Below are 1,566 nucleotides of genomic sequence, written 5' to 3'. Positions count from 1 at the left end.
TGCTGGTTATTTTGAACATTACTTGAAGAATAGTGGGCGATGACAAATACGGGGAGAATGAGAGTTAATAGAGCGATCGCAGTTCCCACAATGTCTGCCAAACGTTGGGAATATGTGTCGCTATTGGCAGACTGGCTATTTGAATTCATACAAAATTGAAGTTATTCGTAATGCTGTGTAGGTCTACTCTCTGATTGAGAGTCTTAATTGCTATGTTAGCTATTTTTAAACTGTAGAATGTGTAGCATGCTACAATCTAAACCATTTCTCTGACTGTCATAATAGCCTTTTTATACATGGACTTCTTAATACAAAGTTACAAGTAAACAAATCATGTTTTATATTGCAATTAATATTTTCAGATGTTTCCCTGTATGGTGTAATGGTTCGCATACGCAAAGCCAACGTTGACAGCATCATAAATTACATTTTTTCGCTGTTTAAAGATTAATTAGCAAAACATATTTGTCCGATACTTCATCATTATAACATCTTAAAATGCCTTTGATAAGGTGATTTTACTGTAATTGCTAATTTGTGATACAGGACACAAAACAGCAATTGCACTGATAAATATTTAGTGCTTTTGATTGTTATATAGTAGTTATACATAAAAAAATTTGACGCTAGACAAAAAATGGATAAAAATAATTTTTGTAACCAAGGATAGCTACTGAATAAATACAGATGCATAAACTACGTGTGCAGAATGGATTCAGTGATACTACTAAAGAAATATTTTAGAATTTAAATTTTAAAATATTTATAATACCACAGCGATTTCGTCAATCTATATATAGATAGATTTAAAAATATTTTAGAAGGTAGCGTAAAAATGTAGGAGTTATCACCAAACTTTGCTTACATCTGAACAAAATACCCAATACCAATTTTCAGATTCTAAATCCGTAGAAGTTTTTGGATAACAAATTAATCAGCTAAAAAAACCGCCACTAATTATCATAGGGCGGTCTGGTTAAGCAATCGGAGGGTAACTACAGATTAGTGTGCTAATAAATCAAATTGCTGTAACGAAGTTTGCATTAAATTAGGGAGTAGGGAGTAGGGGTTGGGCATGAGGAAGAGGACTTGGGAACAAGGAGAATTTGGGACAAGGGGAAGAGAAACACTTGTTGCAAGTTCTAACTTTTGTCCGCTTGTCTCCCCCTGCTCCCTCATCTCCCCCACTCCCCACTCCCCATTCCCTACTCCCTTACATAAACACTCATTGGTTCCTTGATAAATCGGGTGTAAAGATGCTTAAACGTAGACTTAATTACGCGGGGCATACCAAAATCAATGGGCATTAACTTGTCTGGTAGCCGCCAATCTTCTATTTTTAATAAGTCAGGATTTAAATGCGGAAACTCTATGTCAGCTAGTTCTGGACAAACTCCTAGCCTTTGGGAAGCTGCAACTGTGGGTACTTGTTCAGGAGCAACATTGAGGATTTCTATCATTGCCCGATCTAAGGCAAATATATCTGATGCTGCTGCTAAAATTCCTAGTTGGCGAGGTTCACCATTGCTGGGGCCATTTCCTTCATGACCGATGATGCCATCTAAT

General features: G+C 36.3%; 2 protein-coding genes. Both read right to left on the bottom strand.

Translation table 11 applies throughout. The features are described 5' to 3' along the window. Positions 1 to 149, bottom strand: a 149-nt coding sequence (locus tag VE944_RS34340; RefSeq protein ID WP_475483624.1) for a TLTLP motif-containing protein, incomplete at its 3' end; no start/stop codon positions are given. A 1,056-nt stretch (positions 150 to 1,205) separates the two neighbouring features. Further along, on the bottom strand, positions 1,206 to 1,566 hold a 361-nt coding region (locus VE944_RS14680), incomplete at its 5' end, for a DUF362 domain-containing protein (RefSeq protein ID WP_324978187.1).

Origin of the sequence: Nostoc sp. (assembly GCF_035638895.1) — a bacterium.
Lineage (GTDB): Bacteria > Cyanobacteriota > Cyanobacteriia > Cyanobacteriales > Nostocaceae > Nostoc.
The sequence above is the reverse complement of the archived record's forward strand: the minus strand, read 5'-3'. Positions and strand labels throughout refer to the sequence as shown.